Here is a 21,474-nt window from a genome sequence, read left to right as displayed (position 1 = left end):
GTAACGAAATGTTTCTTGAGTTTGATGCTCGTAGCCAAGTTTACATATGAAAAACAGGTAAACGTTTGCCCGTTTTCTTTTTTCTTACATCTTTTCACTCTGCTCTTGGGAACTTCTGAAATACATTGATTAGCAGTTGTTAAGCAAAAGTGACGCAACATTGGTGGAAGAGATGAGCCAGCCCGCTTTTGTATAAAAATGACTTATAAACTAATACATAAATACATGGATTTTATAATGAACAAGAAATTATTAGCAGCAGCGATCGCAGCAGCAACGTTCGGTACTCAAGCAGTAGCAGTGGAGCTTTACAACAACGACGGCACTACTTTCTCTATCGGTGGTCACGTTTCTGTTAATGTGAATGGTTCAGAGCAAGGTGACACTGATGTGGGTCAAAACTCACCTCGTATCAACTTCAATGCAACTCATGATATTGGTAATGGCTTCACTGCCGATGCTCGTGGTGAATGGGCTCTAAACTATCTAGAAGGTGGCGAAAACTCTTTTACTACTCGTCTTGGCTACCTAGGTCTTACCCATGAAGCATATGGCCGTGCAGTAGCTGGTACTCAGTGGGCACCTTACTACGATATCGCTGGCGTTGCTGATATGCCAATCGCGTTTGCGAACGACTTTATTTACGACAACCACGGTAACCTAGGTACTGGTCGTGCAGAAAAAATGCTTTCTTACCGTAATGCGATTGAGCTGGGTGAAGCCGGTGCTATTAACTTCGGTTTAGGTTGGCAAGGCAGCAACAGTGATGCATCGTCAGCTTGGGAAATTGTAGGTGAAGCTAATGGTGAGCCAGTATATGAGAAAACATACTCAGGTGCTGATTACGATGATCGCTACCAACTAGCGCTTTCATACACTGTTTTCGGCGCGCAGCTTGGCTACACATACAACACTGGTGATTTCACAAGCTCTGGTGCAGGCAAAAAAGAAACAGCTGAATCTCACCTAATCTCTGCGGCTTACGGTTCTTACGGTCAAGGCTTATACGTAGCAGGTGTATACGCTTCTAACGAAAACATGAACTCAGGCCTTGAAGAGAGCAAAGCGTACGAAGCTCTAATTGCCTACGCATTGCCAAGCAGCCTAAACCTAAGCTTGAACTACGAGATGGTTGAAGGCGAAGCGACTAAGGGTGACAAGACAGAAACAACTCGTGAAGAGATGGCGGTACAAGCAGAGTACAACTTCACTTCTAAGTTTGTAGGTTTTGCTGGTTACCAATTCGATCTTAATAACGAAAATAACCGCAAAACAGACGACAAATGGGCAATCGGTGCTCGTTACTACCTATAATAGTAACCTGTCCTAGTTACTATAAAAGCCAGCCTCGTGCTGGCTTTTTTCATACTCGCCATTGTAAGAATTGGGGTAACCCGATTAAGTTTATACTCTCTCAAAACGGGCTGAATGTCTTGTTTTTAACATCTCGAAAAGATAACTAGTGTCAACAACGTAACGTGTTGGATTATTATGCGTTTTTTGTTTTGCAGGGAAGAGCAATGAGCGTCATTCAGGTTGAAGAGAAGAAAGTCAAAGTCGGTAAAGTTCTTTGTGTTGGGCGTAATTACGTTGAGCACATAAAAGAGCTGGATAATGCCATGCCTGAGCAAATGGTGGTATTCAATAAACCTGCGACTTCTGTTTCAACCAAACTCATCGCATTCCATCAAGAGCCTTTGCATTACGAAGCAGAAATCTGCTTTCTGATCAAAGATGGTCAATACAGTGCGGTTGGACTCGGTCTGGATCTGACCAAACGCGGTTTACAATCTACCCTCAAAGAAAAAGGATTACCTTGGGAGCGCGCCAAAGCGTTTGATGGAGCTGCAGTGTTCAGTCGTTTCCGTTCCCTCCAAGGTGTCAATATAGATGACCTCAACTTAGAGCTTTTGATTAACTGTGTTCATGTTCAAAAAGGGCACGTTAAACAGATGCTTTACCCACCAATGAAAATCCTCGACGAACTGAAGAGCTACACAACGCTAGAAGATGGCGATGTTGTGATGACAGGCACACCAAAAGGCGTGGGAGAAGTACATCAAGGCGATGTCTTCCTTGGGCGTTTGAAGTGTGGAGACATCACCTTGTTAGAGATTGAATGGTTAGCGGGTTAGTAACCCCCCTACAACCAAATTCGAAGTAGTAAAAACGCCACCATACTCACAATGGTGGTGAGCAATACATTCTTAGTGAGGTATGCAATCACAGCGGCTAATAGCGCAGCCAATAGAAATGGGTTTTGCCAACTGACGCTCAGTTCACCTTCTGGTAGAAAAACAATTGGAGCCCAAATAGCAGTGAGTACTGCAGGGCTTGCATAGCTCAAGACTTTCTGAGTTCTAACCCCTAACTTAAGCGGCAATTTTGGTTCTAGAAATAGATAACGGCTAGTGAATACCAAGGCTGTCATGGCTAAGATAGATAAAAAGATCATTGGCGTTTCTCCGAGGTATCCCCAAGGTTTGGTGCTTTCGTCGTCAATGGTTCCACAAAATAGCCCGTCAACATGGCGAGAACACTCGCGAACATCAAGCTTCCTTCCACTTGGAAATAATTCAGCGCCACTGAGCTGACTAACGCCACCAGCACACTAAACAACACGGGCATACTTTTGATCGTTGGCACTACAATCGCGATAAAGGTTGCAGCAACGGCAAATTCCAACCCGAGCTCATTCAATTCAGGTATCAAACTGCCAGCGACTATGCCTGCTAGCGTTGCGAAGTTCCAAAATAAGTAGAAGCTTAATCCAGCGCCAAGGGCGTACCATCGATCAAACTGTTTATCGGATTGATGCCCGACGATGGCAAACAGCTCGTCAGTGAGTAAGAAGCCAAGTGAAAGACGCCACTTTAATGGCAAAGGCGAAATTTTACTGCGCATCGAAACACTATAAAGAAAATGTCGAGACGTAATGAAAAAGGTCGTCAGCAACATGGTAGTCAAGCCCGCGCCTGCTTTAATCATCCCCATGGCCACAAGCTGTGCGGAGCCTGCAAACAGAATGGCGGAAAGTGCCTGACCTTCCAAAGGGTGTAAGCCGGTATCAATGGCAAATGAGCCCGCGAGTAACCCCCAAGGCAATACAGCGATGCTCAGTGGCATCATTGCGATGGTGCCTTGTAAAAAGAGCGAGGTTTTTGAGTCTTGATGCGTTGGCAAAGTAGTATCCATAACTTCAACTTGAATAGAAAAAACATGCTGTTAAGGTAGGCTGACCTCAGCATGTTGCCTTGTACAAAATTGCTAACAATGCTTGATGTACTGCCCGGGTGTTACTCCCATGGCTTTTTTAAAGTGACGATGCAAATGGCTTTGGTCGTGAAAGCCGCATTCTTGAGCAACATCGGAAATCTTTTGCCCTAGCTTGAGTAGCTTTTTCGCCATTCTTAGTCTTTGTTGAATTTGAAACGCGTGCGGCGGAAAGCCAAACTGCTTTTGAAACTCACGCAACAGGTGAAAAGGGCTCAAGCCCGCCAATTTGGCAAGTTCTTCTAAAGAGACATCGGTTTGAGGAAAGTCTTCAAGAAACTCTTTGACCAACTGTACTTGCCTTTGTGCTTTTGTTGCGTCTTGAAGCGGAGCTCGATGTGTACTGTGCTTGCTGGCAAGTTTGACTAGCGTACCGTAGACAAGTGTCTCTCTTAGTAAGCGGTTATCGGACTTCTCTAGAGTATCGAATACCAACCGCAGTTGGTTTGCGAGTTCTGGATCGTAAACAACGGGTTGGGGGAAGTATGGTTGAGCTACATTAGGTGCGCCGAGTTCTTCACCGAGTGTTTGAAATTGCTCTGGCACGGGGTACATGGCCTTGTATTCCCAGCCACCCTCTGACGCTGAATGCCCGTTATGTACTTCGTCTGCATTCACCAGAATGATGCTGTCTTGCGGCGCAATATGGTTGCCGCCAGTGCGAAAGAACTGTTGTGCGCCTTTTTCGATTACGCCAATGGTGTAGCCTTCATGACTATGGCGAGAGAAGTTTTGCTTTTCGTATTTTGCATCGAGCAGCTCCAAGCCACCCAGCTCTTGAGCAATTTTAAAAGTCGCGATTTCCTTATTCTTTTCTTTCATCTCTTTTTGTTTTGCTCAAGTGTCAGGCTTGTTGCTTTGAAGTCTACCGGATACATCCTGCTTATTTTTGTACAAAATTGCTATCGGTATTAAAAATAAACATAAAAAAGGTTAATTGTTTTTAAATTGAGCATAAAACCTTTTGTATTTTCTGATTTTATCTTGTGGCAAAGGTATTTGGTCTGGTTGTTATCCATTCATTGGTATAAGATCCGCCGCCTGTTTTTGAATAGCTAGTTCCACCATGATCGATTTATCTGTACTTCCTGTTTATCTCACCGCTGTTATTGCACTTCTTCTATTGCCTGGGCCAGACATGCTGCTAATAGCCAGCTCTAGCATGAGTTATGGCAAGAAAGTCGGTTTGTTCGCAAGTTTAGGCAATGCAACATCAGGCGTAATCTTAACCTTGCTGGCAGCAATGGGCGTATCGACCTTAATTGCGATGAGTCCAATCGCGTTAAAAGTGCTTCATCTACTTGGTGGCGCGTACTTACTAAAAATGGGATGGGACTGCTTACGAGCGGACGCTTCAGCTGCACCAGAGCTATATCAGAAGAACAAAATGGCGTCGACTTACTATCAGCGTGCATTGATGAGTAACCTGCTGAACCCTAAAGCCTTAGTGTTCTTCGTGATGTTTTTGCCACAGTTTGTATCTAGCAACATTACCGCATCCTCGGGTGAGCAGATGCTTGCGCTTGGTTTGCTTTTAAACGTATTGGGATTGCTATTCAACATCTTGTTGGTTGCGCTGGCGGGTACATTAGGCAAAGGGTTACTGGAAAATGAAAAATTCCGCATGTACCAAGGCAAGTTAATGGGCTTGGTTTTCGTTATCCTTGCGGTATGGATGCTCAGTAGCTTCGCGATGTAATGTGTAGGAACAATCAGATTTTTAAACAAAAGCCAGCACTCGCTGGCTTTTTGTTTTAGTATCACACTGATTTCCAAGGAGTGGCTGTATGAAACTTGAATTTAAACTCAATCCAGAACAAAACGATCTCGACTTTATCCGTGATGGCATCCGTGCTTATAACAACATGCACCTTCCGGATGGGGATGTAGACGCTGTTGGTTGTTTTGCTCGTAATGACGAGGGCAAGATTGTTGGCGGGCTCACGGGTGAAATGTTCAATAGCACTGTGTTCGTTGAATACCTTTGGGTTGATGCAGAGGTGCGCACGTCGGGGGTAGGAAGCAAGCTGATTGCTTTACTAGAAGAGCAAGTGAAGCCACACGGGGTGACGCATTTGTATCTCGATACTTATAGCTTCCAAGCGCTCGACTTTTACTTGAAACTGGGCTTTGAAAAAGTCGGTCAGTATTCGGGTTACCCTGCCGCGGGTATCGATAAACACTTCTTGCAAAAGCAGATTGTTTGATTCGTTTTGAATAGAACAAAAAAGAGGCGCTCGATGCGCCTCTTTTGCTATTTACTGTTGTCACAGAGTCGATGCTTCAAGCTTGGATTACAAACTTTGTTGATGTGCTTCGATCAGGGCATTCATCTTCGCTTCCGCTGCTTGGTTAGCTTGTGCGTAATCCATCTCTGCAGGGAAGTCGCTGATAACTTCGTAGTAACACTTCAACTTAGGCTCCGTACCTGAAGGGCGAACAATCACACGTGATTTATCTTCTAGGTGGTAGATAAGTACGTCACTCGCTGGTAAGTTGATGGCTTCTGTTGGACCGTCGGTTACGAAGCGTAGTGATGACTTTAGATCCTCAATAACTTCAATACGCTTACCGGCGATCTCTTTCGGTGGATTTGCGCGAAGCTTGTCACCGATTGGTGGTGATTTAGGATCAAGAGCAATGCTGCGCTGTGCGTTAAAGTAGAAACCGTGTTGGCGGTATAACTCTTCTAACTTATCCCAAAGCGTTTTGCCTTGTGCTTTTAGCTTACCTGTCAATTGAGAGAAAGCGACCAGTGCTGACAAGCCATCTTTATCCCATACTTTGTTCCCTACGGTGTAGCCAAGCGCTTCTTCGTAAGCGAATAGGAATGGATTAGCTTCTGTCTCTTGCGTCATTGCTACGTTGGTTAGCCATTTAAAGCCCGTTAGCGTTTGGTAGTATTCTGCACCGTGTGCTTTGGCAATGCTGCTCAATAGGCGAGAAGACACAATTGTATTACCAACGAGCGCGTTTGGTTGACCTTGCAGTAAGTAATCACCAAACAATGAACCCACTTGGTCACCCGTCAGCATTTGGTATTCGCCATCTGGGCGTTTTACTGCCACCGCAAAGCGGTCTGCGTCAGGGTCGTTTGCACAGGCAATATCGGCATCGACAGATTTACCTAGCGCCATCACCATGTCCATCGCGCCTGCTTCTTCCGGGTTCGGGAAGTTTACGGTAGGGAATGTGCCGTCTGGTTCACGCTGTTCCGAAACACTTGCCACTTTCTCAAAGCCAGCATCTGCAAGTAACGTTTCTGCCATTTCCGCTCCGACACCATGCATTGCCGTGTAAACGATCGAGATATCTGTGTTGTTATCTGGCGTAAGCAGTGCGTTGTCATTCATTGATTTGCGGTACGTTTGGTAGTACTTGTCTTCAAGCCAAACCAACAATCCTTTTTGCTTTGCATCATCTAGAGACATCAGAGGAAGCGGTTTAGTTGTTGCATCATCAATTTTTGCAGCAATACCAGAATCGTGCGGTGGAATAATCTGTGCGCCATTTTCCCAGTAGACTTTAAAGCCATTGTACTCAGGCGGGTTATGGCTTGCGGTAACGACGACAGCAGCTGCTGCATTCAGTTCACGGACACCAAAAGCAACAATCGGCGTCGCCGCTACTTTATAGGTCAGGTAGACCTTGATGCCCAAAGCAGTCAGTACGGAAGCTGTATCGTGTGCGAACTGTTTAGAATCCGGACGCCCATCATAGCCGATAACAACACCGCGAGACGATGCATCTTTCACTTGTTCAATCAGGTAGTGGCCGAGACCTGTCGCGGTTTCTTGAATCACTAAGCGGTTCATGCGATTTGGGCCCGCGCCCACTTTGCCACGTAGGCCTGCAGTACCAAAAGCTAGGCGTGATCCGAATCGATCTGTCAGTTCCAGTTCGTTATTCGCATCGACGAGCTGCTGAAGCTCTTCGCGAGTTTTAGGGTCAGGGTCTCGTGCTAGCCATTGGGTAATTTGTGCTGTCATATTCGTCTTTCCTTAGCAGGGGGAGCCTACTTGTTTAGACACTTTTATCTAGAAAGTGTCTCAATGTTTTCTATTTACTAATGTAAATGGTTATCAATTACATTTCAAAGAGGGCAATCGATAAACCGAATTTATTTTTTCAACCTGTACAGAATTTATTCATAGTTAATTTCTTGAAGAACTATTGAACTATAACTAGCCTTTTAACATAAATATAACAAAGAGTGCTGAAATCGTAGTTTTTGTGATTTTTCGTAAATTTGTTCGATATTTGCATCGGGAAGCAAGGAAGCTCGCGTAAGCGCAGCGGCTGAGCAGAGGAGAGATCTTTTGAAAAGATTAGCAACTACTCTAGCCTTATTAACGAATGTGATTTTTATCACATTTTCTTCGTCAGGTTGGTCAGAGCAAAATGATTACAACATGACGCGGGGTGTTACGGGGATCAGTGAGCAAGTGTATGAATTACATATGCTGATCTTCTACATATGCTGCGCCATTGCCTTTGTTGTATTCGGTGTGATGTTCTATTCCATCTTCCGACACCGCAAGTCAAAAGGGGCAGTTGCGGCTAATTTCCACGAAAGCACCAAAGTGGAGATTATCTGGACTGTCATCCCCGTTATTATTCTTATCGCGATGGCGATTCCAGCAACCAAAACACTGGTGGCAATGGAAGATACTAGCCAATCTGACCTCACTATTAAGATCACAGGCTCTCAATGGAAGTGGCATTACAGCTACTTCGGCGAGGATGTCGAATTTTTTAGTTTGCTCGCAACCAGTCAAAAAGAAATTGATGGCATTGAAGCAAAAGGGGCGCACTACTTACTTGAAGTGGATAATCCGCTCGTTCTGCCTATCAATCGTAAAGTTCGCTTCTTAATGACCTCAGATGACGTTATTCATTCATGGTGGGTGCCTGACTTCGCGGTTAAGAAAGACACCATCCCGGGGTTTATCAATGAAGCGTGGACCAAGATTGATGAGCCGGGCGTCTATCGCGGTCAGTGTGCCGAGCTTTGTGGTCGAGCACATGGTTTTATGCCAGTAGTTGTTCATGCAATGGCAGAAGACGACTTTGACCAGTGGATGTCAGACAAGAAGCAAGAGCTTGCTTTACAAAAAGCGGCCGCACAAGAAGCGTTGACGCAAGATCTGTCGATGGAAGATTTGATGGGGCAAGGCGAGTCGATTTACACCGCGCGTTGTGCCGTGTGTCATCAAGCAAATGGTGAAGGCATTCCGGGCGCATTCCCGGCGATTAAAGGCAGCGAAATAGCTAAAGGCCCGGTTATGGCTCACATCGATGTACTAGTAAACGGTCGTGCAGGGACAGCGATGCAAGCTTTTGCTAACCAACTTAGCGACCAGGAAATTGCTGCTGTTATTACCTATCAACGAAATGCTTGGGGAAATGACACTGGCGATACCGTTCAAGCATCCGATGTTAACGCCTTTAAGGTACAAGACAGTGCCAAGGAGGAAATATGAGTAAGCCAATTGAAAAAGCGGTGAAGTCTGCTCCTGCAGAAGCGCAAACGACCGCAAATACCACCATTGCGATTGAAGACGATCACGACCATCATCACGCGCCGAAAGGACTAACGCGTTGGCTCTACTCCACCAGCCATAAAGACATCGGTACGCTTTACTTGTGGTTTAGCTTTGCCATGTTCCTTACAGGCGGAGCAATGGCGATGATCATTCGCGCTGAGCTATTCCAACCGGGTTTGCAATTGGTTGATCCTCAGTTCTTTAACCAGATGACTACCGTGCATGGGCTTGTAATGGTATTTGGTGCCGTGATGCCTGCGTTTACTGGCTTAGCCAACTGGATGATTCCAATGATGATTGGCGCACCGGACATGGCTTTGCCACGAATGAACAACTTGAGTTTTTGGATCTTACCTTTTGCGTTCCTCATTTTGATCGGCTCTTTGTTCTTACCGGGTGGTGGCCCTGATTTCGGCTGGACCTTCTACGCGCCGCTTTCTACAACTTATGGTCCTGACAGCACGGCGTTGTTTGTATTCTCAGTCCATATCATGGGTATCAGTTCCATCATGGGGGCCATCAACGTCATCGTGACGATTGTAAATATGCGTGCACCGGGCATGACTTGGTTCAAGCTACCTATGTTTGTCTGGACTTGGCTAATCACGGCGTTCTTGTTGATAGCTGTGATGCCCGTACTAGCCGGTGCGGTGACCATGGTACTGACCGATAAATACTTCGGTACCAGCTTCTTTGATGCCGCTGGTGGCGGTGACCCGGTGATGTTCCAACACATCTTCTGGTTCTTTGGTCACCCAGAGGTATACATCATGATCTTGCCTTCGTTTGGGATTATTTCGGCAATCATTCCGGCTTTCAGTGGTAAAAAACTGTTTGGTTACCATTCGATGGTTTACGCGACTTGTAGTATTGCGTTGCTTTCATTCCTAGTCTGGGCACACCATATGTTTACCACGGGGATGCCAGTATTCGCGGAACTCTTCTTTATGTACTGCACCATGTTGATTGCGGTGCCAACTGGGGTGAAAGTGTTTAACTGGGTGGCGACCATGTGGCGCGGAGCCATGACGTTTGAGACGCCGATGTTATTTGCTATCGCCTTTATTGTCTTATTCACGATAGGTGGTTTCTCCGGCTTGATGTTGGCCATTGTGCCAGCAGACTTCCAATACCACGACACGTACTTTGTTGTCGCTCACTTCCATTATGTCTTGGTATCCGGTGCGGTGTTCTCGATTATGGCAGCGGCGTATTACTGGCTACCGAAGTGGACGGGCAATATGTACGACCAAAAGCTCAGTCTGTGGCATTTCTGGTGTTCCATCATCTCGGTCAACGTCTTGTTCTTCCCAATGCACTTCTTGGGTTTAGCGGGGATGCCAAGACGTATTCCTGATTACGCCATCCAGTTTGCGGACATTAACCAAATCGTATCGATAGGTGGTTTCGCCTTTGGCTTGTCTCAACTTATCTTTCTGTGGCTGGTGATCAAATGTATTCGTGGTGGTGAAAAAGCAACAGCCAAGCCGTGGGAACGTGCAGAAGGTTTGGAGTGGACGGTGCCAAGTCCTGCTCCTCATCATACGTTCACAACACCGCCAAAAGTTGATTAAGAAAGCGTGAGGTGAGTGAGATGCAAAGTAATTCATCCAATAAGAAACTCACTATCAAGTTGCTGTTAGCGACTGCGCTGATGTTCGGCTTCGGTTTTGCTCTTGTGCCACTCTACGACATCATGTGCGATGCGCTTGGCATTAACGGTAAAACCAGTGATGTGGCAGCGATTCAACCAACGGGCATGCAAGCGGATATCACCAGAACCATTCGTGTGGAGTTTATGGCTCACGTAAGCCCAGATATGCCTTGGGAATTCAAACCCAAGGTTGTATCCATGGATGTTCACCCGGGCGAAGTGATTCAAACTGAATATCTTGCATTTAATCAAAGTGGTGAAGACTTGGTAGGGCAAGCTGTACCATCCGTATCGCCGGGTACTGGTGCGGCTTACTTCAATAAAATCGAGTGTTTTTGCTTCAATCAACAACCATTGGAAGGTAAGCAACAAGCGAGTATGCCTTTGATTTTCTACATTGAACCGGATGTGCCGGATTCAATTCATACATTGACCTTGTCTTACACACTCTACAAATTTCCTCCTCAATCGGGCGAGTCGTCGGTAGTTAGCCTCTCAAGGAGTGAGCAACAGGCGGGTGAGCGTCTGTAAGGAGAGAACTTATGAGTAACAAGCCTGAGACCTATTATGTTCCTGCACAGAGCAGCTGGCCTATTGTTGGGGCATTTGCGTTATTCCTTGTTGCGGTCGGTGCTGGGATGACGGTTCAAGGTACCCAAAGTGATGGAGCGGTTGGCACACTTGGCGGCATTATTCTCGCGGTTGGTATGCTGTTTCTGCTTTACATGCTAGCAGGGTGGTTCAGTAACGTTATCACGGAGTCCCTTACCGGAAAATACAGTGCGCAAATCACGCGTTCATTTAGACAAGGAATGAGTTGGTTCATCTTTTCAGAAGTGATGTTCTTTGGCGCGTTCTTTGGTGCTCTGTTTTACGCAAGAATGATTTCGGTACCTTGGTTAGGCGGTGCCGACAACAACTTCATGACCCATGAAGTGTTGTGGCCAAGTTTTGAGGCGATATGGCCACTCACCACGACACCAGGTGGGGAAACAACGCAAGCTATGCCATGGAAAGGGATTCCATTAACCAACACTATATTGCTGTTATTGTCTTCGATTACCTTACATATGGCGCACATCAGCTTAGAACAAGACAAACGAACCGCACTGATTGTTTGGTTGGAAATCACTATCGTCTTGGCGGGCTTCTTCCTTTATTACCAAGCCGTTGAGTATGCGCACGCTTATCAAGACATTGGACTAACGCTGCAATCCGGTATTTACGGAAACACCTTCTTTATGCTGACGGGCTTTCATGGATTGCACGTTTGTCTCGGCACCATTTTTCTCATTGTATTGTTGTTCCGCATCGCCAAAGACCATTTCTCGCCGAAAGACCATTTTGCATTCCAAGCGGGTAGTTGGTATTGGCACTTCGTTGATGTGGTTTGGCTATGCTTGTTTGTTTTCGTTTATGTGCTGTAAAGCTAGTAAGGGCGAGGGTTAGGGGCTATCCACCCAGCCCCTAGAGCAATCAAGAGGAGTATCACGACTAACGCAGAAAACATGACACGACGACCGAGGTAATGGCTCATTGGTTTGCCTTTTTTCGATGAATCCTCTGGGTCTTCGCGAACCATTTCGATAAGCGCTTTTGCGAGGTTAAAGATGATGAAAAGCAGCAAAAGGACAAGCGTTAATTTGAACAGAAATACGGTGGACATGGCACCTCCGGTTTCGTCGTCGATATTATCGAAATGGGTTTGGGTTGCTGTCTTTTTAACTGTGGCTGTGTTTTCTCTATTGGTCAAACTGGGCTATTGGCAATTGGAACGTGGCAATGAAAAGCAGCTTTTGGAGCAAGCGATTTTAGCAAGGGTAAATACCTCATATCAGGACATGTTTGAAGTATTGGAAATGAACGATTGGCGAGAAGAGAGTGTTATAGGGATTAAAGTAAAAGCGAATGTGACACCTGAACCACTACCAATCATTTTATTAGATAACCAGACATATCAGAGCGAAGTGGGTTACCTTGCGTTTCAAATCGTGTCGATGTCTCATGATCCTGCGACTCTGACGTTGCTTGAACTTGGGTTTGTGAAGGGAGAACGCTCCAGAGCCGTGTTACCGAAGGTTGAACATCTGACAGCGCCATATGGCATCACCGGGCGTTTGTATCGTAAATCGACTAATCCGCTAAGCTCAGACCTAATGGCTGAAATCGGCGATACGATCAGAGTGCAAAACCTAAACATCAATCAACTTAGCCAACTTCTTAACGTTGAGTTAATGCCCACGGTCATTCAACCCGACAATTTAGCGCAGTGGCCGTATTCATTTCCTTGGAATCCCTTACCGTTAACCAGCGCAAAGCACTTTGGTTATGCTTTTCAGTGGTTTGCTATGGCAGTTGTATTTTTGCTTATCACAATCCTGATTTTTATTCGTTGGATTCGACAACCACGCTCACAAGGAGGTGAGAAATGACAAATGCAGTCACGAAAGGACGAATTGTATTGGTGTCTCTTATTTGTCTATTTGCGCTCCCTGCGATTATTGCCAAGGTTGTATTGAGTCAAGGTTGGTACGAAACGGGGGTAACCAATCGAGGTGAATTGGTTGAGCCATATGTCACGCTCGAACAACTAGGTCAGCCATCCCCGCTAGACGAAAAAGGTTGGCTATTAGCCTATGTGTTGCCATCGGAGTGTAAAGAACAATGCCAGCAACAAATACACTTGATGCAGCAAAGCCATATTGCATTAGGTAAATATCAGGAGCGTGTTGTGCCTGTTATATGGACTTCGGAAGAGGCGAATGACGTTGACCAGAGCATTGTCGTGATGCAAATGAATGACGCGCTTTCATCGAGAGTGAAAGCAGGTCAGGTGTTGATCGTCGATCCGCTCGGGCAGCTTGTAATGTCCTATACGCCAGAAGCAAACGAGGATTTGGTGCGGTTAAGTAAGGACGTATTGGCGGACTTACGAAAACTATTGAAGTTGTCACGCGTAGGCTAGGGAGGGGGCAATATGACGTTAAGTGGTTTGGTTAGGTTCAGCCTGTGTCTTACTCTTGTGGTCATCATGTTAGGCGCATATACGCGACTGGCTGATGCAGGTTTGGGGTGTCCAGATTGGCCGGGTTGCTACGGTCAGTTATTCGTTCCTCAAACCGAAGCCGAAGTCACGAAGGCAAATGCGTTGTTTCCAGAGCGCGCAGTGGAGCAAGGGAAAGCATGGTTAGAGATGATTCATCGTTACTTCGCTGGAACTTTAGGCTTAGTCATTCTGATGATGGCAATCATGGCGGTGAGAGCAGAGCGAGTCGATCCGACGATTCCTGTCTTGCTTTGTATCCTTGTCCTTGGGCAAGCGGCATTAGGAATGTGGACAGTGACGTTAAAATTGATGCCAGTGATTGTGATGCTGCATCTACTGGGTGGCTTTACGCTGCTTGCACTGCAAGCGATATTCTATTGCCAATTACAAACTCGACACAGCGTTTACTTTTCTCCCTCCTCTAAAAATGTAAGAACCTTCTCCTTGCTGGCTTTTGGAGTGGTGCTGATGCAGGTTTTGCTTGGCGGTTGGACCTCATCAAACTATGCCGCTCTAATGTGCACTGCTTTACCAATATGTGAAGGGAACTGGACAAGCTATTTATCATGGAAAGAGGCGTTTTCGTTCTGGCAGACAGGGGTTGATAACTATGAATTTGGTGTATTAGATTATCCAGCTCGAATGACGATCCATGTCAGTCACCGCATTGGTGCGATTGTTACTGCGTTCGTTGTGTTGACATATTGCATTCTACTACTAAAACAAGATTCACATCATTCTCAGCGCTTAGGTGTTTGGATTGGCTTAGCTTTGGTTTGCCAAATCCTATTAGGCGTTAGTAATGTTGTGTTCCAACTGCCTATCTATGTAGCGGTGGCGCACAATCTTGGTGCAGCCATCATGCTTACACTTATCTGCGTTAGTCAGTTCTATTTATGGCAGGGTAAGGCTCGTTGGAGTCATCAAGCGAAAGGAGTTCGCTATGAGTAAAGAAATCGCGTTACCTCTGGAAAGTGGTAAGAAAAAGATTGGTTCAACCTATTTAAAACTGACAAAGCCTAAAGTCGTCGCGCTTATGTTGATTACCGCCATTGTCGGAATGAGCTTAGCGCCGGTGGCCAGTTTTCCTTGGCTACAAGCGGCGATTGGCCTTATCGGGATTGGCTTAATGGCTGGCTCCGCGGCAGCGTTTAATCACCTCATCGATCGCCGAATTGATGCGCGAATGGCTCGAACTCACAAGCGCCCTCTGCCTTCTGGTGACACGAATCCGTTATCAGTCGCGTTGTTTGCTGTTACGTTAGGTGTTGTTGGTTTTGTACTTTTGTACGCACTGGTTAATCCGTTAACAGCTTGGATGACGTTTTTAAGCTTGCTCGGTTACGCAGTGGTTTACACCATGTATCTCAAACGAGCGACCCCACAAAACATTGTAATTGCCGGAATTGCAGGTGCTATGCCGCCACTTTTAGGGTGGACTGCAGTGACGGGAGAGTTACACGCTCACGCTTGGTTGTTGGTGATGATTATTTTTATTTGGACACCACCACATTTCTGGGCGCTCGCGATTCATCGAGTTGAAGATTATCGCAAAGTGGATATTCCGATGCTCCCCGTGACTCATGGCATTGAATACACCAAAACTTCGATTCTTCTGTACACGATTCTACTCACGCTTGTTTGTATTCTTCCTGTGTTGGTGGGTATGGTTGGTTCGGTTTATCTTTTCTCTTCGCTGCTTCTCAATGCAGGTTTTATGTATCATGCTTGGAAGTTGAAGTTTTCCCCAGAGCAAAACAGCGCAATGGAAACCTTTAAATTCTCCATTTATCACTTACTCGCTCTGTTTGTAGCCTTGTTAGCTGATCACTATATTAGCTTGTTCTTTGCGCAATAAATGCGCTTTGTCAACGGCATTAAACCGTGCTTAAGAGGCGCGGTTTTTATTTGTATCCCACATTGATTGCCATACTTTATGGAATCTACACCGTTTTGAAACTGCTTACCTAAGCTTATTCGCTAGCTATTGGTAACCTTTGAAGTGTTCTCTGGTTGGCTATGGGAGTATCAGGTTATGCATTGCTGTTTACGAAGAAGAGCTTGAAGCAAGAGTGTGTGAGAGCGAACAACTATATTGTGTTAAGCCATATGCTAGTTCGGGAGGTTCGAGTGGTAAATACAAATAGGAGGTAAACAAAAAGGGATGCTGAAGCACCCCTTTGACTAGGAATTAGAGCACAAACTCCTATTCTGGTTGTACAAGTTCTTCATATTGGAACTCAGGAACGAGTACTTCAACACGACGGTTCTTCTCTCGACCTTCATGTGTGCTGTTGTCGGCAACAGGGTTTTCTTCGCCCAAACCTTTAACTGTAAAGCGGTCTGCGTCAATACCTGCTGCGATTAGGTAGTCAGCAACAGATTGAGCACGACGTTCAGACAGTTCTTGGTTGTAAACAGCTGAACCAGAGCTATCTGTGTAACCAGTGATTTCAACTTGAGCTTGAGGGTACTCATTCAAGAAGTTTACGAAGTTGTCTAGACGTTCAGATACTGAATCGGTTAGTTTAGCACTGTCGAATTCAAACGTACCTGTACCGTACTCTTCTTTGTGCATCTTTGTCATCATAACAGCTTCTTCGACAACAGTTTCTTCTACCACTTCCTCTACGATAATAGGAGCTGCGATAGGAGCTGCTCCGAATTTGTAGCTGAATCCTATACCGAAGAAGTTTGCATCCATATCATCGATGATATCGTCAGACATATCTTGATATCGTTGATATTCAGCCCTTAAGCTGAAGTTATAGTTCAATGTGTACTCAACACCTAATGAGCCAGTTGGTACGAAGTCTTTACCATTGTCATACATCATGTATGCAGCACCTACTTTAGCGAATAGTTGCCAAGAGTCATTGAGAGGCAAGTTAAACTTAGGTGCTAGGGTAAGAGCCCAAAGGTCGTCATCTATCACTCCGCTGTATCCCGCAGGCACTTTAAAATTACTATCAAAGTTGCCTAGGTAATCAGCGCCAAATTCAGCATCAATATAATCATTAAAGCTGTAGCCGATGTGTAAACCTGCAGCGAACGATTCTTCGTCACATGGGCTGCTTGCATAACATGAGTCATCTAAGGTACCAAGTCCAATCTTGCCGCCAATATACGGTTCAGCGTTAACTGAGCCGATAAGGGCACCACCACTTGCTACCACTGCTGCTATTGCAATTGCTACTTTATTCATAGTATTTCCTTGTATTGATTGCATATTAACTCTTACTTTCCTGACAAATCAGAGCGATTATTGGTCATAGGATATTAGTTTAATATTTACGCCATTTAACATTGCGCTACATAATCTTATATCCTGATGCATCTTTTTTCCTATAAACCGCGACAAACTTCTGATATTTCTTACATTGTAGACGCTTTTTTGTACTTGATTAAAAAGTAGGAACAATCTGATGAGAGGGTGTAAGTAATAATTTACACTGTGTTTTAAGGTTAACGCTCTTCCATGAATTGCATTTTATATAAAAAAGTGTTTGCAACTATTCTCCTGAGCCGATAAGTTAACTGTATCGATAAGATAAAATGAGCCCACAGCCTTTGTGTTTGCTTGCATTCTGAGCAGGTATGCCCTGAGCAAAATTGAAAGAAATTGTGGGACAGGGATAGCAACTAGGAAGTAGAAGTAATGTTTCAAACTGATGATGTAAGAATTAATAGAGTAAAAGAGTTATTGCCACCTGTAGCAGTATTAGAGAAGTTTCCGGCAACTGAAACAGCTTCCACAACAACATTTGAATGCCGCAATGCGATTCATAATATCCTTGAAGGAAAAGATGACCGTCTTCTGGTGATTGTTGGCCCGTGTTCAATTCATGATCCAGACGCAGCGGTGGAATACGGAAAAAAACTCAAAATACTTCGTGATGAACTCGGCGAGCAGCTGGAAGTTGTAATGCGTGTTTACTTTGAAAAACCGCGTACCACAGTAGGTTGGAAAGGACTCATTAATGACCCTTATCTAAACGACACTTACAAGCTGAATGACGGTCTTCGAATTGGTCGTAAGCTGTTACTTGATCTAACAGATATGGGGCTTCCTACAGCAAGTGAGTTTTTAGATATGATCACGCCACAGTACGTAGCGGACCTTATTAGCTGGGGTGCTATCGGTGCACGTACGACTGAATCTCAGGTACACCGTGAGCTAGCGTCAGGTTTGTCTTGCCCAGTTGGCTTCAAAAACGGCACAGACGGCAACATCAAGATCGCGAGTGATGCAATCCGCTCAGCAAGCGCATCGCACCACTTCTTATCAGTTACTAAGTACGGTCACTCTGCGATTGTCGAAACGGCAGGTAACCCTGACTGTCATATTATTCTGCGTGGTGGTAAAGAGCCGAACTACAGTGCATCTCATGTAGCGCAAATCAAAGATGAGCTAGGCGCTGCAGGTCTACCGAAGAAAGTGATGATCGACTTTAGCCACGCGAACAGCTCTAAGCAGTTCAAGCGTCAAATGCTGGTTTCTGATGACGTATCGGAGCAGATTACTGGTGGTGAAGAGGCAATCTTCGGTGTGATGATTGAATCTCACCTGATTGAAGGTCGCCAAGATTTGGTTGATGGAAAAACTGCAACATACGGTCAATCGATTACTGATGCATGTATCGGCTGGGAAGATACAGAAACAGTTCTACGTCAGCTATCCGATGCAGTGAAAGCACGTCGCGCCAAGTAAACGTAAGCGTTTCAAATCCTTGAAAAGCCAGCACTCAGCTGGCTTTTTTAGTGCTCGAAATTGTTTTATCCCATTGATAGCCGAAATGACTCGATTACATAGGCCAATCTGTTGCACATATCCGATGTGTTTTAATCTCAAATCCGTTATGGTGTCTGAATAGATTAAAATATACTCAAGGATTGAGATGAATAAAAACGTCTGGCTACTCTCACTTTGCCAAGCTTTATTAATGACTGGGAACATACTTCTTATTTCCGTCATTGCTCTTATCGGCAAACAAATCGCGCCTTCTCCAAGTATGATCACGCTCCCTGTCGCATTTCAGTTTTTAGGATTGATGTCTGCGACTATTCCTGCTTCTTTAATTATGGGCAAACTTGGCCGCCGTTTAGGTTTCAGTTTGGGTAACGTTATTGGCATCCTTGGCGCATCATTGGCAACGTATGCTTTGTCGTTAGAGAACTTCACCTTGTTTTGTACTTCTACTTTTTTATTGGGAGTAGGGATTGGCTTCGGTACACTCTATCGATTTGCAGCGATTGAAGTTTGTGATGAATCCGCTAGACACCGCGCCATTTCTATTTCAATGGCGGGCGGGGTATTAGCGGCAGTATTAGGACCAAACCTTGCAGTCTACTCACAAAAGTGGTCAGGTGATGGACTCTATATTAGTGCTTTTGCGGTACTCATTGTTTTGTACATCACGGCATTAGTATTACTGCAAACGATACGATTTCCGCCGGCGCATGCTCAAAATGTCCATGCAAAGCCCGACACTCTCAAAGAAATAATCTATCGCCCTAACTTTATGATTGCGGTCTTAGCAGCGATGGTTGCTTATGCCGTAATGAATATACTAATGACGGCAACACCGCTAGCAATGATTGGCTGTGGCTTTGATTTTACAAGAGCTGCTGGGGTTATTGAATGGCATGTATTGGGGATGTTTGTTCCCGCTTTCTTTACCGGCAGCTTGATTGAGAAGTTTGGTGCAAAGAAGATGATATTGGCTGGCGGTGTACTTTTTATTGCTTGTATTGCGATTAATATGCATGGGCTTTCTATTTGGCATTTCAGTGCGGCGTTGATCTTACTTGGGGTTGGATGGAATTTTATGTTCATTGCAGCAACCAGCTTGTTTAGTCAGAGCTATAAAGCAAAGAATAAGAGTAAAGCACAGGCGCTCAACGAGTTTTTCGTGTTCAGTTGCGTCACCATTACCGCACTTTTATCTGGTTGGTTAGAGTCCACTGTGGGATGGCAGAAATTGAACTTATATGTATTGCCCTTTGTTTTACTGGTGATGGCAATATTCTTAGCGAAGGAAAGAAGCACAGCCCAACAAGAGACGATTAACGAATAGTGCTACTTGTTGAGTAAGTCATATTTTTGTTATTTGGCTCACCTGCTTATCTTTGGCGAAAGATTGTAATAAAAACAACCAATTTTGAGTAAAAAGTGTCGTTTGGTTAAGACTTTTTCTCTAATATTTTGTAATAAGTTTGATATTTGTGTATATATCTCGCCACAAAAATAGAAATTTCAAAGAAAATTATATATGTCAGCCACTCTTTCCAATAAAGCTCAAGAAACCCTCGTAGGAGATTCTGACGAACTGGTCTCCACTACGGATCTCAAAGGTGTTATCACTTACTGTAATGACGCGTTTTGCAGAATTGCTGAATACAGTCACGATGAATTGCTCGGACAAAACCACAATATCGTTCGTCACGGAGATATGCCAAAAGCTGCATTTGGTGATATGTGGGCGCGCCTAAAACAAGGAAAAGCGTGGCGAGGAATTGTAAAAAATAGCACTAAATCAGGTGGTTACTACTGGGTTGATGCTTATGTAACGCCCATTTATGAAGGCCGCCAAGTAGTGGGCTATCAATCGGTTCGTGTTAAGCCCAAGCGAGAGTGGGTAGATATTGCTTCTAAAGCGTACCAAGGGCTGTTAAAAGCAGAGAAATCTGGTCGAGCGTGGGCATTGAAGTTAAATGACACCTTGCGCTATGCGATTCTTCTTGGGGCGTTAGCAGCACCCGTAACGAGCTTTGCTCTGTCATTAGAAGGACCACTAGCTTGGCTTGCTACATTGCTTCCTGCTAGTGTTTTGGCTGTACTATTTCGCCAAGAGCTTATCGATACACCTCAGCAGTTTAAAAAGCTGCAAGCTCAATACGATAGTGTTAGTCGCCTAGTGTATTCCGGTAATCATCAATTCTCGATTGCGGACTTTCACATCAAGATGCTTTCAGCTCGAATCCGTACCGTTCTAGGGCGTATGACCGATTCCGCTCTACCATTGCAAAGTTGTGCGGAAGAGCTTAACAGTACCACAGCAGAAGTATCAGCGGCGTTAACTCAGCAGAACAAAGACATAAGGCAAGTTCGAGACGCGACAGAGTCGATGGAAGCTTCTGCAAACTCGGTGTCATCCAGCACGAACGATGCGCATCTATTGATAGATGATACGTTGCAGTCATGCCTGATGGCGAAAGAGACCATCGACCAAACCCATACCAACTTAGCCCAACTTAGCTTACAGGCTGAGAAAGCGACCGAAACGACATATCAATTGAGCGATCAAGCACAAAAGGTAAGTCAATTAATGGAAGAGATTGGGGGGATAGCCGATCAAACTAACCTGTTAGCGCTTAATGCTGCAATCGAAGCAGCGCGAGCGGGTGAACAAGGTCGCGGCTTCGCTGTTGTTGCTGATGAAGTAAGAGCGCTTTCTGGGCGTACTTCAAACGCGACTGAGCAAATTAAAGCATCCATCGACACCATGTTGACAACGATTCATGGCTGGCAGAAAGATATTATTGCTAACAAAGAACAAACTGACACATGCTCAAATGTCGCTGAGCAAAGCGCATTGCGTTTATCTGAGGTAGAGCAAATGATGCAAACCATGAGTGGCTTGATGGTTAATGTCGCGGACTCTGCCAATAAACAGTTGCAGTTATCTAGTGACGTGAATCAGCACATTCATTCTATTGCCTCGACAGCGGAGCAGAATCTAGCGGCGACGCACTCTGTAGAGCAAAACAGTCAGCAGTTGAAAGAGCAAGTTCAAGACTTCTATCGACTTGCGAATCAGTTTGAAGAGAAGTGATTCGGACTAGAACTAGATCGTTGAATCATTGTTGAAAATGGATAGATAAAATAAAGCCCCGCCTAAGCGGGGCTTTGCAGTTTTCAATTTCGCAATAGAGAAAACTGATAATACTAAGCG

Annotated in this window: 21 protein-coding genes; 15 read left to right on the top strand and 6 right to left on the bottom strand. The window is 45.0% G+C overall.

Annotated elements, in window-relative coordinates:
* Window positions 1-237 precede the first annotated feature (237 nt).
* Complete coding sequence (locus KIV41_RS13210) at window positions 238-1,314, top strand: porin (protein WP_045394543.1); 1,077 nt, start codon at window positions 238-240, stop codon at window positions 1,312-1,314.
* A 206-nt stretch (window positions 1,315-1,520) separates the two neighbouring features.
* Window positions 1,521-2,135, top strand: coding sequence for a fumarylacetoacetate hydrolase family protein (locus KIV41_RS13205; RefSeq protein WP_010452589.1), 615 nt, complete (start codon window positions 1,521-1,523; stop codon window positions 2,133-2,135).
* 8 nt (window positions 2,136-2,143) lie between these two features.
* On the opposite strand, the gene KIV41_RS13200 is transcribed toward KIV41_RS13205, so the two are convergent.
* The 3 genes from KIV41_RS13200 to KIV41_RS13190 all read right to left on the bottom strand — a co-directional run bounded on the left by KIV41_RS13200 (window position 2,144) and on the right by KIV41_RS13190 (window position 4,095).
* The gene (locus tag KIV41_RS13200; protein ID WP_010452587.1) at window positions 2,144-2,455 is read right to left on the bottom strand and encodes an AzlD domain-containing protein; all 312 of its coding nucleotides are present in this window, start codon (window positions 2,453-2,455) and stop codon (window positions 2,144-2,146) included.
* Entirely contained in the window at window positions 2,452-3,195 is a 744-nt protein-coding gene (locus KIV41_RS13195) for an AzlC family ABC transporter permease (RefSeq protein WP_045394541.1), read from the bottom strand. Before KIV41_RS13195 ends, KIV41_RS13200 begins: the two co-directional genes overlap by 4 nt.
* Window positions 3,196-3,267: 72 nt before the next feature.
* Window positions 3,268-4,095, bottom strand: coding sequence for an AraC family transcriptional regulator (locus tag KIV41_RS13190; RefSeq protein ID WP_010452583.1), 828 nt, complete (start codon window positions 4,093-4,095; stop codon window positions 3,268-3,270).
* A gap of 244 nt (window positions 4,096-4,339) precedes the next feature.
* Between KIV41_RS13190 and KIV41_RS13185 the strand changes: the two genes are divergently transcribed.
* Window positions 4,340-4,972, top strand: a complete 633-nt coding sequence (locus KIV41_RS13185) for a LysE family translocator (RefSeq protein WP_285336648.1) — start codon at window positions 4,340-4,342, stop codon at window positions 4,970-4,972.
* An 88-nt stretch (window positions 4,973-5,060) separates the two neighbouring features.
* Window positions 5,061-5,480, top strand: coding sequence for a GNAT family N-acetyltransferase (locus KIV41_RS13180; protein ID WP_045394539.1), 420 nt, complete (start codon window positions 5,061-5,063; stop codon window positions 5,478-5,480).
* Between the two features lie 87 nt (window positions 5,481-5,567).
* Here KIV41_RS13180 and KIV41_RS13175 read toward each other — a convergent pair whose 3' ends face one another.
* A complete protein-coding gene (locus tag KIV41_RS13175; RefSeq protein ID WP_045394537.1) occupies window positions 5,568-7,262 on the bottom strand; it encodes a phospho-sugar mutase in 1,695 nt (564 codons plus the stop codon).
* A gap of 330 nt (window positions 7,263-7,592) precedes the next feature.
* Here KIV41_RS13175 and coxB point away from each other — a divergent pair, with 330 nt between their 5' ends.
* From coxB to KIV41_RS13155, 4 genes are read left to right on the top strand one after another with little or no spacing between them, the layout of a single operon-like run.
* Window positions 7,593-8,756, top strand: coding sequence for a cytochrome c oxidase subunit II (gene coxB, locus KIV41_RS13170; RefSeq protein ID WP_045394535.1), 1,164 nt, complete (start codon window positions 7,593-7,595; stop codon window positions 8,754-8,756).
* Window positions 8,753-10,393, top strand: coding sequence for a cytochrome c oxidase subunit I (gene ctaD / locus KIV41_RS13165; protein ID WP_005425998.1), 1,641 nt, complete (start codon window positions 8,753-8,755; stop codon window positions 10,391-10,393). Before coxB ends, ctaD begins: the two co-directional genes overlap by 4 nt.
* A gap of 20 nt (window positions 10,394-10,413) precedes the next feature.
* Window positions 10,414-11,004 (top strand): cytochrome c oxidase assembly protein, encoded by a 591-nt coding sequence (locus KIV41_RS13160; protein ID WP_005535543.1) that lies wholly within the window; start codon window positions 10,414-10,416, stop codon window positions 11,002-11,004.
* A gap of 11 nt (window positions 11,005-11,015) precedes the next feature.
* Window positions 11,016-11,900: a cytochrome c oxidase subunit 3 gene (locus tag KIV41_RS13155; protein WP_285336647.1), complete on the top strand. Its 885-nt coding sequence runs from the start codon at window positions 11,016-11,018 to the stop codon at window positions 11,898-11,900.
* A gap of 2 nt (window positions 11,901-11,902) precedes the next feature.
* Here KIV41_RS13155 and KIV41_RS13150 read toward each other — a convergent pair whose 3' ends face one another.
* Window positions 11,903-12,139 (bottom strand): DUF2909 family protein, encoded by a 237-nt coding sequence (locus KIV41_RS13150; protein ID WP_005425979.1) that lies wholly within the window; start codon window positions 12,137-12,139, stop codon window positions 11,903-11,905.
* Between KIV41_RS13150 and KIV41_RS13145 the strand changes: the two genes are divergently transcribed.
* The 4 genes from KIV41_RS13145 to cyoE are packed head-to-tail and all read left to right on the top strand — an operon-like array spanning window position 12,138 to window position 15,377.
* Complete coding sequence (locus KIV41_RS13145) at window positions 12,138-12,905, top strand: SURF1 family protein (protein ID WP_045394532.1); 768 nt, start codon at window positions 12,138-12,140, stop codon at window positions 12,903-12,905. The two genes, KIV41_RS13150 and KIV41_RS13145, sit on opposite strands and share 2 nt — an antisense overlap.
* On the top strand, window positions 12,902-13,438 hold the full coding sequence (locus KIV41_RS13140; RefSeq protein WP_143693572.1) for a cytochrome oxidase biogenesis cluster protein: 537 nt from the start codon (window positions 12,902-12,904) through the stop codon (window positions 13,436-13,438). Before KIV41_RS13145 ends, KIV41_RS13140 begins: the two co-directional genes overlap by 4 nt.
* Window positions 13,439-13,450: 12 nt before the next feature.
* Window positions 13,451-14,470 (top strand): heme A synthase, encoded by a 1,020-nt coding sequence (locus KIV41_RS13135; RefSeq protein ID WP_285336646.1) that lies wholly within the window; start codon window positions 13,451-13,453, stop codon window positions 14,468-14,470.
* Window positions 14,463-15,377 (top strand): heme o synthase, encoded by a 915-nt coding sequence (cyoE, locus tag KIV41_RS13130; protein WP_045394523.1) that lies wholly within the window; start codon window positions 14,463-14,465, stop codon window positions 15,375-15,377. Before KIV41_RS13135 ends, cyoE begins: the two co-directional genes overlap by 8 nt.
* A 348-nt stretch (window positions 15,378-15,725) precedes the next feature.
* Here the strand turns inward: cyoE and KIV41_RS13125 are convergent, their stop codons facing one another.
* Window positions 15,726-16,724: an OmpA family protein gene (locus KIV41_RS13125; RefSeq protein WP_285336645.1), complete on the bottom strand. Its 999-nt coding sequence runs from the start codon at window positions 16,722-16,724 to the stop codon at window positions 15,726-15,728.
* Window positions 16,725-17,177: 453 nt separating this feature from the next.
* Here KIV41_RS13125 and aroG point away from each other — a divergent pair, with 453 nt between their 5' ends.
* The 3 genes from aroG (at window position 17,178) to KIV41_RS13110 (ending at window position 21,354) form a co-directional block, all read left to right on the top strand.
* Window positions 17,178-18,230 carry a 3-deoxy-7-phosphoheptulonate synthase AroG gene (aroG, locus tag KIV41_RS13120; protein ID WP_038882937.1) on the top strand — a complete coding sequence of 351 codons (1,053 nt, stop codon included), beginning with the start codon at window positions 17,178-17,180 and terminating at the stop codon, window positions 18,228-18,230.
* Window positions 18,231-18,417: 187 nt separating this feature from the next.
* Entirely contained in the window at window positions 18,418-19,596 is a 1,179-nt protein-coding gene (locus tag KIV41_RS13115) for an MFS transporter (RefSeq protein ID WP_285336644.1), read from the top strand.
* Between the two features lie 195 nt (window positions 19,597-19,791).
* Entirely contained in the window at window positions 19,792-21,354 is a 1,563-nt protein-coding gene (locus KIV41_RS13110) for a methyl-accepting chemotaxis protein (protein WP_045394512.1), read from the top strand.
* Window positions 21,355-21,474 lie beyond the last annotated feature (120 nt).

Source organism: Vibrio sp. D401a (assembly GCF_030248515.1).
GTDB lineage: Bacteria > Pseudomonadota > Gammaproteobacteria > Enterobacterales > Vibrionaceae > Vibrio > Vibrio rotiferianus.
The sequence above is the reverse complement of the archived record's forward strand: the minus strand, read 5'-3'. Positions and strand labels throughout refer to the sequence as shown.

Coding starts and splice junctions, on each gene's coding strand:
- KIV41_RS13155 (WP_285336647.1), top strand. CDS start 11,016: ATGAGTAACAAGCCTGAGACCTATTATGTTCCTGCACAGAGCAGCTGG.
- KIV41_RS13150 (WP_005425979.1), bottom strand. CDS start 12,139: ATGTCCACCGTATTTCTGTTCAAATTAACGCTTGTCCTTTTGCTGCTT.
- KIV41_RS13205 (WP_010452589.1), top strand. CDS start 1,521: ATGAGCGTCATTCAGGTTGAAGAGAAGAAAGTCAAAGTCGGTAAAGTT.
- KIV41_RS13135 (WP_285336646.1), top strand. CDS start 13,451: ATGACGTTAAGTGGTTTGGTTAGGTTCAGCCTGTGTCTTACTCTTGTG.
- KIV41_RS13110 (WP_045394512.1), top strand. CDS start 19,792: ATGTCAGCCACTCTTTCCAATAAAGCTCAAGAAACCCTCGTAGGAGAT.
- KIV41_RS13210 (WP_045394543.1), top strand. CDS start 238: ATGAACAAGAAATTATTAGCAGCAGCGATCGCAGCAGCAACGTTCGGT.
- KIV41_RS13180 (WP_045394539.1), top strand. CDS start 5,061: ATGAAACTTGAATTTAAACTCAATCCAGAACAAAACGATCTCGACTTT.
- KIV41_RS13145 (WP_045394532.1), top strand. CDS start 12,138: ATGGCACCTCCGGTTTCGTCGTCGATATTATCGAAATGGGTTTGGGTT.
- KIV41_RS13200 (WP_010452587.1), bottom strand. CDS start 2,455: ATGATCTTTTTATCTATCTTAGCCATGACAGCCTTGGTATTCACTAGC.
- cyoE (WP_045394523.1), top strand. CDS start 14,463: ATGAGTAAAGAAATCGCGTTACCTCTGGAAAGTGGTAAGAAAAAGATT.
- KIV41_RS13175 (WP_045394537.1), bottom strand. CDS start 7,262: ATGACAGCACAAATTACCCAATGGCTAGCACGAGACCCTGACCCTAAA.
- KIV41_RS13160 (WP_005535543.1), top strand. CDS start 10,414: ATGCAAAGTAATTCATCCAATAAGAAACTCACTATCAAGTTGCTGTTA.
- KIV41_RS13140 (WP_143693572.1), top strand. CDS start 12,902: ATGACAAATGCAGTCACGAAAGGACGAATTGTATTGGTGTCTCTTATT.
- KIV41_RS13190 (WP_010452583.1), bottom strand. CDS start 4,095: ATGAAAGAAAAGAATAAGGAAATCGCGACTTTTAAAATTGCTCAAGAG.
- KIV41_RS13115 (WP_285336644.1), top strand. CDS start 18,418: ATGAATAAAAACGTCTGGCTACTCTCACTTTGCCAAGCTTTATTAATG.
- KIV41_RS13185 (WP_285336648.1), top strand. CDS start 4,340: ATGATCGATTTATCTGTACTTCCTGTTTATCTCACCGCTGTTATTGCA.
- KIV41_RS13125 (WP_285336645.1), bottom strand. CDS start 16,724: ATGAATAAAGTAGCAATTGCAATAGCAGCAGTGGTAGCAAGTGGTGGT.
- aroG (WP_038882937.1), top strand. CDS start 17,178: ATGTTTCAAACTGATGATGTAAGAATTAATAGAGTAAAAGAGTTATTG.
- KIV41_RS13195 (WP_045394541.1), bottom strand. CDS start 3,195: ATGGATACTACTTTGCCAACGCATCAAGACTCAAAAACCTCGCTCTTT.
- ctaD (WP_005425998.1), top strand. CDS start 8,753: ATGAGTAAGCCAATTGAAAAAGCGGTGAAGTCTGCTCCTGCAGAAGCG.